This is a genomic window from Nocardia jejuensis NBRC 103114 (genome assembly GCF_001613145.1).
GTDB lineage: Bacteria > Actinomycetota > Actinomycetes > Mycobacteriales > Mycobacteriaceae > Nocardia > Nocardia jejuensis.
Genome location: NZ_BDBU01000037.1, coordinates 85,294 through 100,566 on the forward strand (window position 1 = coordinate 85,294; position 15,273 = coordinate 100,566).

At 68.6% G+C, this 15,273-nt stretch carries 12 protein-coding genes; 8 read left to right on the plus strand and 4 right to left on the minus strand.

Going from position 1 to position 15,273, the window contains the following annotated elements; translation table 11 throughout:
• Positions 1-9: 9 nt before the first annotated feature.
• Positions 10-1,491 carry a flavin monoamine oxidase family protein gene (locus tag NJ1_RS27405; RefSeq protein ID WP_067699616.1) on the minus strand — a complete coding sequence of 494 codons (1,482 nt, stop codon included), beginning with the start codon at positions 1,489-1,491 and terminating at the stop codon, positions 10-12.
• Positions 1,492-1,840: 349 nt separating this feature from the next.
• Between NJ1_RS27405 and NJ1_RS27410 the strand changes: the two genes are divergently transcribed.
• Positions 1,841-2,356 carry a L,D-transpeptidase gene (locus NJ1_RS27410; RefSeq protein WP_084478909.1) on the plus strand — a complete coding sequence of 172 codons (516 nt, stop codon included), beginning with the start codon at positions 1,841-1,843 and terminating at the stop codon, positions 2,354-2,356.
• Between the two features lie 3 nt (positions 2,357-2,359).
• On the opposite strand, the gene NJ1_RS27415 is transcribed toward NJ1_RS27410, so the two are convergent.
• Positions 2,360-2,971, minus strand: coding sequence for a phosphoribosylanthranilate isomerase (locus NJ1_RS27415; RefSeq protein WP_067699515.1), 612 nt, complete (start codon positions 2,969-2,971; stop codon positions 2,360-2,362).
• A 96-nt stretch (positions 2,972-3,067) separates the two neighbouring features.
• The gene (locus NJ1_RS27420; protein WP_067699517.1) at positions 3,068-3,373 is read right to left on the minus strand and encodes a hypothetical protein; all 306 of its coding nucleotides are present in this window, start codon (positions 3,371-3,373) and stop codon (positions 3,068-3,070) included.
• A gap of 328 nt (positions 3,374-3,701) precedes the next feature.
• Here NJ1_RS27420 and NJ1_RS27425 point away from each other — a divergent pair, with 328 nt between their 5' ends.
• From NJ1_RS27425 to NJ1_RS27455, 7 genes are all read left to right on the plus strand, one after another.
• Complete coding sequence (locus NJ1_RS27425) at positions 3,702-5,381, plus strand: winged helix-turn-helix domain-containing protein (protein ID WP_169813216.1); 1,680 nt, start codon at positions 3,702-3,704, stop codon at positions 5,379-5,381.
• A gap of 322 nt (positions 5,382-5,703) precedes the next feature.
• On the plus strand, positions 5,704-6,588 hold the full coding sequence (locus tag NJ1_RS27430; protein WP_084478916.1) for an SGNH/GDSL hydrolase family protein: 885 nt from the start codon (positions 5,704-5,706) through the stop codon (positions 6,586-6,588).
• 401 nt (positions 6,589-6,989) lie between these two features.
• Entirely contained in the window at positions 6,990-8,579 is a 1,590-nt protein-coding gene (locus NJ1_RS27435) for a flavin-containing monooxygenase (protein WP_067699525.1), read from the plus strand.
• The gene (locus tag NJ1_RS27440) at positions 8,576-9,367 is read left to right on the plus strand and encodes a FadR/GntR family transcriptional regulator (protein WP_067699526.1); all 792 of its coding nucleotides are present in this window, start codon (positions 8,576-8,578) and stop codon (positions 9,365-9,367) included. Before NJ1_RS27435 ends, NJ1_RS27440 begins: the two co-directional genes overlap by 4 nt.
• Before the next feature lie 113 nt (positions 9,368-9,480).
• Positions 9,481-11,013: an AIM24 family protein gene (locus NJ1_RS27445; protein WP_067699532.1), complete on the plus strand. Its 1,533-nt coding sequence runs from the start codon at positions 9,481-9,483 to the stop codon at positions 11,011-11,013.
• An 81-nt stretch (positions 11,014-11,094) separates the two neighbouring features.
• A complete protein-coding gene (locus tag NJ1_RS27450) occupies positions 11,095-12,708 on the plus strand; it encodes an FAD-binding protein (RefSeq protein ID WP_067699622.1) in 1,614 nt (537 codons plus the stop codon).
• 233 nt (positions 12,709-12,941) lie between these two features.
• Positions 12,942-14,897: a neutral/alkaline non-lysosomal ceramidase N-terminal domain-containing protein gene (locus tag NJ1_RS27455; RefSeq protein WP_067699534.1), complete on the plus strand. Its 1,956-nt coding sequence runs from the start codon at positions 12,942-12,944 to the stop codon at positions 14,895-14,897.
• A gap of 58 nt (positions 14,898-14,955) precedes the next feature.
• Here the strand turns inward: NJ1_RS27455 and NJ1_RS27460 are convergent, their stop codons facing one another.
• Positions 14,956-15,150 (minus strand): hypothetical protein, encoded by a 195-nt coding sequence (locus NJ1_RS27460; protein WP_067699536.1) that lies wholly within the window; start codon positions 15,148-15,150, stop codon positions 14,956-14,958.
• Positions 15,151-15,273: the final 123 nt, after the last annotated feature.

Sequence of the window (15,273 nt, forward strand, 5' to 3'; positions counted from 1 at the left end):
CGCGTCGCGCTACACCACCAGGATTTCCGCGGCGGCGCGTTCACCGCTGCGGATCGCGCCGTCCATGTACCCCTGCCAGAAGTCGGCGGTTTCCGTTCCGGCCCAGTGGATTCCGCCGACGGGCTCGCGCAGTGACGGTCCGAAACGGGTGAGGATCCCGGGGCGCGTGGTGGCGGTCGGCCCACCCCAGGACCACGGGTCGTCGTCCCACTTCTTGAATCCGTGATCCACCAGCCGGGTGCGCGCCTCGGGCCCGAAGTAGCGCACGAAGCTGTCCAGGCACCGGTCCACGAAGTCCTGATCGGGGACCGGGTCCAGCGCCGCCATGGCATCGGCGGAGATGAAGCCCATCAGGACCGCGTGTCCACCGCCGTAACTCTCGTAGGTGACGTCGATCGGCGTGCCGTCACCGATGACCTGACCGGACAGTCCGTTGTCGCGCCAGAACGGCCGATCGTAGATCGCCAGGAATTTGGCGATGCGGCCCATGGTGTAGCCGCGACAGAGTTCGGTGCGGTCGGCGGGCAGTCCCGGTCGATAGTCGATGCGATCGCTGATGGCGGGCGACATCGCCACGATCACCTTGTCCGCGGTGAAAGTGCCACGGGCGCTTGCTACTTCCAGCGCACCGCCCGGCAGCTGCGAAATCGATCGCACAGCGGCCCCGTACACCATGGCTTCGTCCATCGTCGCCGCCATGCGCAGCGGGACCAGCGCCGCACCGCCGTCGAAGAACCGTTCCTGCGCACCGCCTTCCACACTCAGCAGCCGCTCGAACGAACCCGGATTCCGCTCGTTTCCGGCCGAGGCGAAGTAGTTCATCATGAACAGCGCGGACAACTCGTGTGGTCGCACCGACAGCGGCGCGGATTCGGCCAGCGCCAGGAACAGCCGCCCCTCGTAGGTACGGGCGTGCGAATCGATCCAGTCCTGCCAGGTGATCGAATCCAGATACGCCGCATCGCGGTGCCGCCACGGCTCACCCACCGGGAAACCCACGGCGGTGAGGTCGATTTCGGCCAGGGCCGCGGCTGTTTCCGCGGTACCCGGCAGCACGGGCAACGGCACGGCGGCCGGAACCCGGTGCGCCACATCCTCGATCCAGAACACCGATTCGCCCTGGTTGTAGGTCGGTAGCGTGGTCACCCCGTATTCGGTTGCCAGCGCGGCGATCCGGTCCTGGGTGGGCCCCAGGAATTCCGCGCCGCCGTCCACGCTCACCCCGCCGAGCGTGCTCACATTGTGGACGCGGCCACCGGCCCGCTCCCGCGCCTCCAGCACCAGCACCCGCCGTCCGGCCGACCGCAGCGCCTTGGCCGCGGCCAGCCCCGACATCCCGCCACCCACCACGATCACATCGGCATCGCGCACCGCCGCGGGTGCGCGCCGCATCGGCGCGGCCCCCGCGAGCCCGGCCGCACCGAGGGCCGTTCCCGCCACGGCCCCCAGCACGGCTCCTCGTAACAGCGTCCTGCGATCGATCTCGTTCATGCGCATCCCTTCAGCATCGTTACCAACCCACCCCCATACTGGTCAATCGTCCAGTTACGTCCGTTTCCCGCGCGTGAACACTGCGCAAATCCCGGGTCGGCAGGTCCGGTGAACCGCATCGGGGATGACCGCACACCCGAATCGGCAGGCCGGGCATGCGGTCCACCCAAACCCCGATAAACCTCTGATATCAGACAGGTCTGATCTTGGCCGTTTTTCGGTGATCCCACCCGAATCATGGTCACAATGATGAAAAGCCTCTTGATCGTTCCGTGCTCGTCGCGACGCGATGGTTCCTCACCCGCTTCGGGCGACCGGCTGGGTGAGGCAATACAGAGAGGTCGGATCCATGATTGGTAACCGTTTTCTCCACTCCACCGCACACTCGCTGGCCCTGGCGGCCGTCGCCGCGGCGGCACTCGCACTGGCAGCACCCGCGCAGGCGGATCCACTGTGGCCGGGCGGCCCGGACATTCCCGGTGTCGCGCCGCTGATTCCGAGCCCGCCCGCACCCGTCACGGCCCCCTGTTCGGATCAGGCCCGGGGCTGCATGCGCCTCTCGACCAACGAGGCCTGGCTGATGGACAACGGCAAGGTCACCTACGGTCCGACGCCGATCTCGCACGGGCGGCCCGGCTACGAGACGCCTCCGGGCGTGTTCCGGGTCGCCTTCAAGCGTGAGGACCACTGGAGCACTCTGCACAATGTGCCGATGAAGTGGGCCGTGTTCTTCAACGGCGACATCGCGACCCATATCGGACCGATCGAGGAGCAGTCGCACGGCTGCATCCGGATGACACCCGAGGGCGCGGAGAACTACTTCAACTATCTCGAGCCCGGCGACATCATCGAGGTCGTCAACTAGCCGCTAGTGCGAGTCGCCTCGCGCCGACCGCACGAAGGCCCGGATGAGGTCGGGTGACTTGACGCCGCGGGCACTCTCCACACCGCTGGAGACGTCCACGCCCCAGGCGCCGGTCACCTCGACCGCCTGCCGGACATTGCCGGGATGCAGTCCGCCGGCCAGCAGCCACCGCCCTTCGGGCGTCGCAAAATCGGGTGCGCCCCAGTTCCACGGCTTGCCCGAGCCGGGTTCCGGCGCGTCGAGCAGCAGCAGGTCCTCCCCCAGCTCACCGGTGCGAGCCGGGGGCGGGACCGAGGCGGTAGCCCGGATCAGGGTCCGCCCGGGCGCGCGCAAGGCCTCGTAGTATTCGATGCCCTCGTCCCCGTGCAGTTGCACGGCGCTGATTTCAGCGGCCTCGGTCAGCGCGCGGACCTCCTCGATCGACTGACCGCGGAACACACCGACGGTCAGCACGTGCGCGGGCACGCGCGCCGCGAGCCGCCGAGCGACCTGCGCATCCACCACCCGCGGACTGGGCGCGAAAACGAACCCCACCGCGTCGGCCCGCGCCTCCACCGCGACATCCACGTCCGCCTCGGTCCGCAGCCCGCAGATCTTCACAAACAGATCGCTCATCCGCCCAGTCAATCAAAACCGTCCGCCGACGCCGCAGGACGGGCCACCGCGACCGGGTGTACCGGACCTGCGGCAGCACCGGCCGGTCCGGAGCGTTCAGCCGAGTGGGTCGGCGACCGATCGCACGGCCTCCCACTCGTTCGGATGGCCGTGCGCGGCCGGGTCGTAGAGCACCACGAACCAGAACCGCTGGGGCGAGGACAGCGGGAACGGTCCCACCGCGAGCTCCTCGGAGGTGTAGTGGTCGCTGCTCATGGTGCGGACCCACTTGGCGGTCCCGCCCTGGCTGTCGATCCACTTCTGATACACCGCGCGCGACGGCTTGGCCGCCATGATCACCGACAGCAGCGGCAACTCCTCGAGCTCGCCGGTGGTCGATACGAACCGCAGTCCGTCGCTCACAGATTGGTCCTCCGTTCGGTCGGTCGGATCAGCTCACCAAGGCGGGACTCCCGGGTCAAGACACGGAGCGGACATGCCGGGCCCGCGAACGCGGCATCGAGTCGCTCGCGGCGCCATCGACAACTTCTTGCCATATCGCACCCGGCCCACCAAAAGTGGGGGCTTTCGCCTGCGAGCGGCCTATCGGGGCTGCTACGGCGTTCGCTTGCGCATTTGCGCCACAGAACAATTCGGGCGATGCCGGTATACGATGCGCTCCCATAGGCAATGTGCCCTGTGCGGGAAACACCCTCCGCCCGTATCCGCCGTTGAGAAATCAGGGGGAAAAGTGTCGGCCGTCAATGCCACCGGTGACCTATCTACCTCACCTTTCACCAGCCCCGCGGACACCTGCATAGCGGACGACTACCGGGTGCCGATATTGATCGGCCGCAGTACGGAATTGGCGGAATTGCGGCAGCAGATCGCCGATCCGCAGATTCGGCTGCTCACCGTCACCGGTATCGCCGGCGTGGGCAAGAGCAGGCTGGCGCGCACCGCGCTGGCGGCGGGCGAGGCACGGCGATCGCGAGTGACGATGGTCGACCTGGCCGAGATCACCGACCGCGCGACCGCCTGGCGCGCGGTGCTGGCCGCCATCGGAAACGACGCGCCCACCGGCGAATCCGAGCCCGGACCGGCCGACACCCTGACACCGATCGCGACTCGGCTCGGCGGCGAGCACTCGATCCTGTTGTTGGACAACTGCGATCGCGTCGCCCCGCACATCGCCGCCGACATCGCCCAGCTGCTGCAGCTGTGCCGGAACCTGGTGGTGGTGGCCACCTGCCAGCGCTCCTTCGATCTCTATCAGGAATGCCTTTTCCCGCTGCGCGCCTTGGCTTTCGGGCCCGACGCCGCCGCCGGGCCCGCCGGGGCCTCGCCCGCCGCGCAGGTCCTGCTCAACAGCATCGGCACCCGCTATCGCAGCGCGACCACCGTGGACCGATCGACGATCGACGACATCGTCTCCGAGTTGGGCGGTGTGCCCGCGGCGCTGGAACTGGCCGCCATCACGGTCGGCCGGATCGGCGCGGCGCGCACGCTGGAACAGATCAGAACCACCGGGGCACTGGACCGTTCGCCGTATGTGGACACCCCGCCGCGACATCGCACCCTGCGCGACTGCATGGAGTGGAGCATCCTCGGGCTGGACGAGACCACGGTGGAACTGCTGCTGCAGATCTCCGCCTCCAGCGTGCTGACCGATCTCGAGGAGGTGCTGCTGCTCAGCGGCGCCAAGCGAGAGGTGATCGCCTCGAAGCTCACCGCACTGGTCGACCGCAGTCTGCTCGAACACCGGGTCGGGGAGAACGGGCACTACACGTACACCATGTCCGGGGTGACCCGGACCTTCTGCCGTCAGCTGCTGAACTCGGATCCGCAGCGCCGCAAACGGATTCGCTTCGTGCGGGCGGACGCGCTGTACAGCCTCGCGGTCGAGCTGGAGAAGCTGGCGGAGCAGCCCGAACGGCGCGCCACCACCACCCAGCTGGTGGATCGCTGGCTGGCGGACCTGGTCACCGCCGTGCGCTGCCTGATGGACTACGGCTCGCTCGACCGGGCCGTGCACATGCTCTCCGCGCTGGAGGAGGTCTGGATCGAGCGCGACCGGCTGCCGGACGCCGTCGCCATGGCGCAGTCGATCCTCGCGGCCGCCGAAGCCGGCGCCGAGCACGCCGCCACCGCGGCGCGCTGCCGGGAACTGCTGGGTCGCTGGTCGCCACCGAGTGGGCGGGACGAGACCGACGTCGATACCCCGTCGCCGGTCTCGCGACTCACCAAGCGCCAGTCCGAGATCGCACAACTGGTCGCCGAGGGGATGACGAACCGGATGATCGCCACCCGCCTGGGCATCGCCGAATGGACGGTGGTCAATCATCTGCGGCAGGTGATGACCAAACTGGACTGCCCCTCTCGCCTGCATGTCGCACTCGTGATCGAGCGCGAATCACAGCAGACGGCCTGAGCGGCGCCGAGAACACGGCTCGCCTACAGCCGGAAGACCACCATCGGCACGATCATGACCACCAGTCTCACCAGCGTCGACACCCACTGCACAGCCAGCAGCACGCCTTGCTGGCCCAGTACCGCACTCATCTTCTCTCCCTTGCCTTCTCACCAGGAATCGGACACCGATCCGCTATGGTGTCCGGTTAGTAGACACCATGTCAGCGAATGCCGCCCACCGTGCCGACCGCCGGAAGTGCCCGAATCCCCGGAGTGCGTCCTCTATGTTCGAGATCGCGGACCGCAGCCGGAGCGACCCAGGCCGACCCGAGGAGATCTCGATGCCAGCGACACGACCGAGCGAGACGATCGGGCCCCGACGATCCCGAGGCGGGTACGCCGCGGCCGCGATGACCCTCGGCTGTGCCGCAGTGCTGACCTCCGGCGGTCCCGCGACGGCAGAGGCTCCGATCACCTATGTGGCCCTGGGTGATTCGCTCGCCGCGGGACCGCTGCTGCCCGACCAGATCACCCCGGCCCCCTGCCTGCGCTCGGATCGGAACTATCCGCATCTGCTCGCGCAGCGGCTGCACGCGACCACCTTCACCGATGTCACCTGCAGCAGCGCCACCACCGACAACATCCTGAGCACCCCGCAGAACGGAGTGCCCGTGCAGATCGACGCGGTCACCCCGGATACCACCCTGGTCACCCTCACCATCGGCGCGAACGACGCCAAGCTGACCAGTGTCGCGCTCGGCTGCCTCAATCCGCTGCCCGCGCCCAACGGCGTCTCGTGCCAGGCCCGCAGTACCGCGACCGGCACCGATCTGGGCGCCGCGGCGATCGACGCGGTCGCCCCCCGGATCGCCACCGTGATCGAGGCGGTTCGCGCACGCGCCCCGCACGCCCGCATCGTGCTCACCAGCTACGGTAATTACCTCCAGCCCGGCGGTTGCTATCCGATCGCCCCGTTCTGGCCCGAGGACGCGGACTACCTCCAGGGGCTGATGAACCGTCTCGGTGCGATGACCTCGGCGATCGCCGCCGAACACGGCGCGGACTACGTCGATTTCATCGCCCCGGGCGCGGGCCACGACGGCTGCAATCCGCCGGACAACTGGACCGTCGCCGTCGTCCCGGCCGGGACCGGCGTGGTCCCCCTGCATCCGACGCTGGTCGGCGAGGCCAACTTCGCGCGGCTGCTGGCCGAGGCGATCGACTGAGACCGGCTGCGGCCGAACCACTCCCCCGCGGCCGACCCGAACCGCGCGACAGACCGACACCACACCGCCGCTCGCCGAGACCGATGCGGCCCACCGCCGAAAGCCGCCCGCCGGGCCCGCGCCGGTTGCCCGCGGGTCTCGGCGAGCCGCTCGGAGGCGATTCACTCACTCCCGCGCGGCGCCACTCCCGCACCGATGCCGGTTCCCACGATGATCAGCGCGTGATCGTCCGGCCCGCGCGACCGCGTTGTCGCCGATCGATATTCGTTCTCCTTCGGAACCCGGCGCATCTCATTCATCGTCTGGGACACTTAACACTGTGTTATACAGTTACGGGAGATGACGCGGGCTGCCCGAATCGAGCGCCGCCCCCGGTTCGACCACTGAAAGGTTCCCTCCTCATGACCACACACTCCGAGGTCAGCGCCCCCGAACGGACCACACCCGAATTCGAGGTGGCGGTGATCGGCGCGGGTCCGGGTGGCATCGCCGCCTCGGTCAAGCTGCTGGCGGGCGGGATCGAGAACTTCGTGGTGCTGGAGCGGTCCGACGACGTGGGGGGCAGCTGGCACGAGAATCAGTACCCCGGTATCGGCGTGGACATTCCGGCCATCGCCTACCAATACTCCTTCGCGCGCAACGCCTTCTGGAGCCGGGCCTTCCCCAAGGGCGCGGAGGTGAAGGCGTACCACGTCGACGTGGCGAAGCAATTCGGCGTCTATCCCAAGGTGCGCTTCCGGACCAATGTCGAACGCGAGCAGTGGGACGACGCCCGGGGCTGGTGGACTCTGCACCTGTCGGACGGATCGGTGCTCACCACGCGCTTCGTGATCAGTGCGGTCGGCGCGTTCGTGCGACCCAAGCAGGACGTCGGCATCGCGGGGCGCGACTCCTTCAGGGGCAAGATCCAGCGGCCCACCGACTGGGACTACGACTACGACATGACCGGTAAGCGGGTCGGCATCATCGGCACCGGAGCCAGTGCGGTGCAGATCATTCCGTCGATCGCGTCCGAGGTGGGGCACCTGTCGGTCTTCCAGCGCACTCCGGTCTGGTCGATTCCCAAACCGGACTTCGCGATGCCGCGCGCCGTGCAGCGCGTGCTGAACGTCCCGGGCGTGCAGGCCGGAATCCACGGCGGCGCGCTGATCGCCATCGATCTGGTGCTGCGCGGCGCGATCAAGGCGCCCAGCACCCTCGCGCATCCGGTCATGGACAAGTTCGACGAGCTCTGCATCAAGGGCTACCGCCGCTATCTGGAGCGGGTGGTACGCGATCCCGAGACCCGGGCGGCACTGACCCCGGACTTCGGCATCATCGCCAAGCGGCCGACCATGTCCAACGGCTACCTGCAGGCCTACAACCGAGACAATGTCGAACTGGTGACCACGCCGATCGACAAGATCACCCCGACCGCGGTGAAGACCCGCGACGGCGCGCTGCACAAGCTGGACGTCCTGATCCTGGCGACCGGGTACGAGGTGTTCTCCGACCCGGAAACCTACCGCCCCGGAAACGTGGTGGGCCGCAACGGCTTCGACCTCGCCGAGTTCTACAACTCCGAGGGATTGCAGGCGTACCAGAGCGTTTCGGTGCCCGGCCTGCCGAATCGATGGACGCTGTGCGGACCGTACTCCTGGACCGGCTCGGGCTGGCACGCCTTCGTGGAGATGACCTCCGATCACGCCGTCCGGGCGATCGGCGAGGCCCGCCGCCGCAACGCGGTCTACTGCGAGGTGCGCAAGGACGCCGCGGACGCGTACCACCGGCAGATCCACGAGCAGGGCGAGGCGCTGCGCTACTACCTCGCCGAGCTGAACGCGCACGTGCCGACCTACTACCGCAACTCCCAGGGCGACACCACTTATGTGCGGCCGTCCGGATTCTTCGAGGCCCGCCGCGGCAATCGCAAGTTCCCGCTCGACGACTACCGGTACGAAGCCCCGCACTCGGCGGCGTCGGCCGGACCTGCTGACAGAATTGCCGGGTGAAGATTCCGACCGTCGTCGACGAAGTCACCGACACGCTGGCGTACCGCATCGCCGCCGGGGTCTATCCCCCCGGCGAGCTGATGCCGTCGGTACGCCGGCTGGCGGCCGAATTCGGGATCAGCACGCCGACGATCAACAGCGCGCTGGGACGCCTGGCCACGGTCGGATTCGTCGAGGCCCGGCGGGGCCTGGGCAATGTGGTGCGCGATATCTACCTCTACGGCGGAGTCGATACCGCGCGCTACATCTTCCGGTTCGCGCGGCAGCTGCCCGAGCGATCCGCCAAGATCTTCGGCGACATCATCGATGTCGACCATCTGTTGCTGCTGCAGGCCGTGCGCACCGTGTCGAAGAATCCGCGCGGCTACGACCACGCGCCGCTGGCTCGCGCGATCGAACGGTTCGAACTGCTCGTGGCCACCGGCGACGCCGGCGTTCCGGACATCATGCGCGCGGAATTGCATGTGCTGCGAGTCGGATTGGCGGCCGTCGGGCAGACGGTCTACCTGAGCCTTTTCAATTCCATCGGCGAGTTGCTGATCGACACCCCCGAGGCCGGGCGGGCCTTCTACCAACCGCTGGAACCGGCCGGGCACGTGGTGGTGGCGCGAAAGATGCTGGAACTGTGGCAGTCCGGCGAGCCCGCCGACGATGCCGATCTCGACGCCGTCGATAACCTCATCCGGGTCTACCACGATCAAGTGACGGAGAGTTTCCGCGAGATCGTGACCGCGGAGGCCGCCGCGCTCGAGCGCGTGCCACCCCGGTCGGTCACCGCGACGCGCTGACCTCAGCGGCTGCGATCCAGAAGGCGCTAGCGCGCGAACCGAACTCGCGACAGACTGGAAACCGTGAGTCGCCTGACGCTCGGACAGTTCACCATCGACAGGGAGGGTCCGCGATGACCGCACTCGCTCGCGGTGAGAATCGGCCCGCGCCCGCCGATCGGATGACGGTCACGGTCAGTTCCTCGGCCGGCGTCGATGTCTCGGCTCTGCTGTTGAACACGGACGGACGCGTGCGCTCGGACGCGGATTTCGTATTCTTCAACCAACCGGCCGCCCCGGGTGTCACCTACCGGCACGGCCGGGGCGCGGGCGACATGGTGGACGTGCAGACCTCCGCGATCCCGGCGGACGTGGACAAGATCGCCATCACCGCGAGCCTGGACGGCAGCGGACCGGCCACCTTCGCCGGGGCGAACTCGCTGACCGCGACCATCGGATCCGATTCCGGCACATTGACATTCCAGATGACCGGGCTCAGCACCGAGACCGGCGTGGTCTGCGTGGAGATATACCGGCGCGGCGGCGCGTGGAAGGTGCGCGCGGTCGGCCAGGGATACGACAACGGCCTCGCGGGAATCGCGGCGGCCTACGGCGTCGATATCGACGACGAACCCGAGGCCCCGCCGAGCACGGCCGCCGCTCCACCGCAGTATGAGCCGTCGGCCGCGCCGCGGTATCAACCACCGGCACCGCCGCAGTACCAGCCACCGGCACCGCCGCAGAATCAACCCGCAGCGCCGCCGCAGTATCAACCCGCGGCACCGCCGCAGTATCAACCCGCGGCACCGCCGCAGAGTCCGCCCCCGGCACCGCCGCCCTATACACCCAGCCCCGGATACGCACCGGCGCAAGGCTATTCACCGGCGGCCCCGGTTTCGCCGCCGCCCTCGCAGCAAGGAGTTCCGCCGATGCAGAGCGACCTGTTCAACCAGAGCCACGCCGAGGTCAGCGGCCAGGGCATTCAGAAGCAGGGCGGCAAGATGATTCGCGTCGCGGTGAACGGCGAGACCATGGCGCGCGCCGGATCGATGGTCGCGTATCAGGGCGAGCTGCACTTCAAGGCGCTCGGCTCCGGCGGCATCGGGCGCGCCATCCAGCAGCGGCTGACCGGTGAGGGCGTGCCGCTCATGCAGGTGTCCGGTCGCGGAGACCTGTTCCTGGCCAATGCCGCCGCCGATGTGCACACCGTGGATCTGGACGGCAGCGACGGGCTCACCATCAACGGCGCGAACGTGCTGGCCTTCGACACCTCGCTGTCCTACAAGATCCAAAGGGTCCAGGGCGCGGCCGGTTACGCCAGCAATGCCGGACTCTTCAACTGCGTCTTCACCGGCCGCGGTCGCATCGCCATCACCACGCACGGCTCGCCGGTCGTGCTCAATGTGGATCAGCCGACCTATGCCGATCCGCAGGCCGCGGTGGCCTGGTCCTCGAGCCTGCAGACCGGAATCAAGCGCAATGACTCCTTCGGGCTCGGCCGGCTGATGGGCCGCAGCACCGGCGAGGGTCTGACGCTGTCGTTCTCGGGACGCGGCTTCGTCATCGTGCAGCCCTCGGAACTGCCGCCGGGTGGATTCATCGGCGGTACCGGCGGCGGCCAGGAAGCCGGTCAGAGCGGCGGAATGCTGGGTGGACTGCTCGGCTAGGCAAGCGAATTAGAACACGTTATAGTTTGCCCCGATTGTCCGCGGGCCATGGCGGGTCCGGGACGAAAGGTGGTCGGGGCGATGGCACAGGCGTGGGACCGGACGGCGGATGTCGTGGTGGTCGGCTACGGCGGGGCGGGTGTGAGCGCGGCCCTGGCGGCCCGTGAATCGGGTGCGGACGTCCTGGCGATCGATCGTTTCATCGGCGGCGGCGCGACCGCGCTGTCCGGCGGCATCGTGTACTCCGGCGGCGGCACCTGGGTGCAGCGCGCCGCCGGGGTCGAGGACGATGTCGATTCGATGTACGCCTACCTGCGTTCGGAGGTCGGCGACGCGGTGCGCGAGGAGACGCTGCGCCGCTTCTGCGAGGACTCCGCCGGGCTGATCGATTGGCTCACCGGACACGGGGTTCCGTTCCAGCCGTCACTGTGCCCGTACAAGACCTCGTACCCGACCGACGAGCACTACCTGTACTACTCCGGCAGTGAGATCGCGGGCGGGTTCCGCGATCTGGCCACCCCCGCGCCGCGCGGGCATCGCGCGCACGGACGCGGCGTCTCGGGCAAGAAGCTCTTCGCGCCGCTGGCCGCGTCTGCGGCCGCGCACGGGGTCCGGGTGCAGACCGCCACCCGGGCGACCTCACTGGTGGTCGAGGACGGACGAGTCGTCGGCGTCGAAGCCCTCACCTTGGCCGCGGCGCCGAAGTCGGTGCGGCGCAGGTTCGCGACGCTGGCGAAAATATCCGCCAAACCCGGTGTCTACCACCCGGATCTGCGCGCGGCGGTGCAGCGGCGCATGGACCGGCTCGAGCAGCGCTACGGCGCGCCCACCCGCATCCGCGCCCGGTCGGCGGTGATCGTGACGACCGGCGGCTTCATCGCCAACGAGGCGATGGTGGCGCGGCACGCACCGAACTACCCGCACTCGTCCGGCCTGCCGCTGGGCACCGCGGGCGACGACGGCAGCGGAATCACCATGGCGGCCGACATCGGCGCCGCCACCGGCAAAATGGACACCATCTCGACCTGGCGGTTCATCGCGCCGCCCAGTGCCATGTTCGCCGCGCTCGCGGTCGGCGACGACGGACAGCGCATGGTCGACGAATCCCGCTACGGTGCGGCGCTGGGCGGGGCGATCGCCGCGCGGCCCGGCAACCGAGCATGGCTGCTGCTCGACGCCGACCTGCTGACCGAGGCGCGCGGGCAGATCGGCCCGCAATCGGTGTGGTTCCAGCGCATGCAGACCGAACGGCTGCTGCGGTTCGGGCGCATCACGGGACGGACCGTGGAAGAGGCGGCCGCCCGGGCCGGGATCGATCCGAACGCGTTGCGGCACACCGTCGATGCCCACAATCGCGCCATCGCGGCCGGGGAGCCGGATCCGATGGGCAAGCCGGATCAGATTCGCCGCGCCATCGACACCGCGCCGTTCACCCTGCTCGACATCTCGATGCGCGCCGCGCTGACCTACCCCACGCCCATGCTGACCCTCGGCGGCCTACTCGTGGACGAGGAGACCGGCGGCGTGCTCACGGCCGACGGTGAGACCATCGCGGGCCTGTACGCGGCGGGCCGCAGCGCCGTCGGCGTGTGCTCGAATTCGTACGTCAGCGGGCTGTCGCTGGCCGACTGCGTGTTCTCGGGACGACGCGCGGGTGCGCACAGCGTCCGGGAAATCACCACGACCGGCCGATGATCATCGGCCGGTCGAAGGGGCTATCGCCGTTGATAGACACAGACCCATTGAACCAGCGAGCACCCCTGCTAACAATAGTTAGCAGTACCCGAAGTCCCAGGGAGTCGGTCGGCGCAGGCCAGCGCGGTCATATCGGACGGCTATGCGAGGCAGCCGAATTCGAGCGTCGCGGACTCGGGCCGATCACCCGTGAATCGAGCGCGGCGCCGGTCCGTTGTGTCTAAGTTCGATACATGAGCGAATCGAGTGAGCGGTACCTGGCCGGGCGCGGGATCGCGGACATCACCGGCGAGGCGGCCGGGGCAGGCATGCTCGGGTACGGGATGGCCGATCAGCGCACCGACGGGATCCACACCAGGTTGCGTTCGCGCGCTTTCGTTTTCGCCGACGGCCACACCGGGCGGCGGGTGCTGCTGGTCGTCAACGATCTGCCGCTGATCTTCTCCAGCCTCAACCAGGAGGTGCTGCGGCGGCTGGCGGCTCGGTTCGGTGACGCCTACACCGAACACAATGTGATGCTGACGGCCACCCATACCCATTGCGGGCCGGGCGGATACGCACACCACCGGCTCTACAACACCACCACCGGCGGCTTCCGGCCCAAGACCTTCGGGGCGATCGTGGACGGCATCGTCGAGGCGGTCGAGCGGGCGCACGCCGATCTCGCGCCCGCGAGCCTGCGACTCGCGCACGGGGAGCTGCACGATGCGAGCGTCAACCGATCGCGGTCGGCGTTCGAGCGAAACCCCCGGTCGGACCGGGACTTCTTTCCCGATGCCGTCGATCCGCAGACCACGCTGCTGCGCATCGACCGGGCCGGCGTGCCGGTCGGAGCCATCGACTGGTTCGCCGCGCACAACACCTCGATGACCAACCGGAACACGCTGATCTCCGGGGACAACAAGGGATACGCGGCCTACCACTGGGAACGGGTGGTGCGGGGCGTCGACTATCTCGCCTCGCCGCAGCCGGATTTCATCGCGGCCTTCGCCCAGACCAATGCCGGCGACATGTCACCGAACCTGGCCGGGCGGCCCGGGCACGGACCCACCGATGACGAATTCGAGAACACCAGGATCCTGGGCACACGACAGTTCGAGGCGGCGGCCGAGCTGGCCACCGCTGCGGGACAGGCGATTTGCGGCGATATCGACTACCGGATCGTGCACGTCGATCTGTCGGCGGTGACGGTGTCCGCCGAGTTCACCGGCGACGGACGCGAGCACCGGACCGGGAAGCCCTGCGCCGGTGCGTCATCGCTCGCGGGCGCGGGATTCGACGGACCGACCTTCTGGAAGACCTTCCACGAGGGCCGCGGCTCCGGATGGGACCGGATCGCAAACGGCCTGCTGTACCGGCTCACCCCGAAACTCGCTGCCGCGCAAGCGCCCAAGGCCGTCGTGGCGCCGGGCGGGATCCTGAACCGGCTCACCCCGTTCGTGCAGGAGATCGCACCGGTTCAGCTGCTGCGGATCGGGCAGCTGTACCTGATCGGCATACCGGGAGAGGTCACCATCACGGCCGGACTTCGCCTGCGCCGCACCGTGGCCGGGATCGTCGGGGCCGATCTGGCCGATGTGCTGGTGGCCGGGTACAGCAATTCCTACATCCACTATGTGACGACGCCGGAGGAGTACGACGAGCAGCGCTACGAGGGCGGCAGCACGCTCTTCGGTCGCTGGGAACTGCCCGCGCTGCAGCAGATCGCCGCCGCACTGGCGACCGCCATGCGGGACGGTGAGCAGGCCGCGAGCGGTCCCGCGGCACCCGATCTCGCGGCCCGGCAGCGCTCGGCGAAAGACCGCACGCGCCAGGATGTTCCACCGAGCGGTCACGAGTTCGGGGATGTGCTGACCGCGCCCGCCGCGTCCTATCGCACCGGCTCGCAGGTGCTGATCGAATTCGCGGGCGCCGATCCGGGCAACGAGTTGCGGCGCGGCGGAACCTATCTCGATGTCCGCAGACTCGACGGCGAGGCGTGGTGCACGATCGCCGACGACAACGACTGGGCGACCAAATTCCGCTGGCGTCCTGATTCCGGCGGCGTCTCGCGAGTCACCGTCACCTGGGATATCCCGGTCGGCACGCCCGCGGGCACCTACCAGATCCGATATCACGGCCACGCCGCACGCGAGGATCGAACCCTCACCGAGTTCACCGGCGTCTCGGGCACTTTCGAGGTGCGCTGAACGGCCGGACCCGTCCGGGACTGTTTCTCCCGGGCGAGTCCGGCCGCTGGTCGCTGTGCTACCGCCGCGCGGACAGCAATAGCACCGGAACCGTCACCGGCCACGCCAAGGCCTGCCCGGCGATCCGCGCGAGCAGCTCGGTGCGCCCGATCGCACCGCTGTACTGCAGGCGCACCCAGGTCACCGAACCGACAACACCGGCCCCGACGAGCCACAGCCCGCCCACGAGCCCGATAACCGCACTTTCGGCCATACCCTCAAACCCCTACTGTCGCTGATCACATCCTTCGCTGAGGCCGGCGCTGACGATGCCGGCCGCCGAGGTCGCGGGCCTTCCCCATTCACAGGTCGCGAGCCTCGCCCCACAGCATTGCGT